General features: G+C 56.1%; 1 protein-coding gene. It reads left to right on the forward strand.

Features of this window, described 5'->3' with window-relative positions; genetic code table 11:
• Positions 1-327: hypothetical protein (locus CVH10_RS26665; protein ID WP_219924789.1), on the forward strand; the 327-nt coding region annotated here is incomplete at its 5' end.
• Positions 328-380 lie beyond the last annotated feature (53 nt).

A 380-nucleotide genomic window follows, 5' to 3' on the forward strand; every position in this document is an offset into this window, starting at 1 on the left:
CAGCGCCAGATCACCCTCGCCGACATACTGCGGACCCGTGTCGACGATCTCGAACAAGAGGTCTATGCGTTGAGGGAACTGAGAGGTGCCGCCGTCGGACAAGCTCCGGACGATACCTACTTTTTCGTGGAACTACGCGGAAGCACCCGCGTCATCGAAATGACACCCGCACAAATTGCACTACTCCAAGACCAAATCCCCTTCCGATTTGAATCGCTCTGGGTTCGGTGGAGACTTCTGGCCTTGGAAACGAGGATGGAAGCATGCCGAATGAACGGGTGTCGGGTCTATCTCGCTAACGGTGTTTCGGCGGATTTCCATCAGTAAGTTTCCGATCCCGGCCAACGATCGGCGAACGTGATCGCAAACGCGTTCAGAGC

This window comes from Halomonas sp. ND22Bw (genome assembly GCF_003011945.1).
Classification (GTDB): Bacteria; Pseudomonadota; Gammaproteobacteria; order Pseudomonadales; family Halomonadaceae; genus Halomonas; species Halomonas halophila.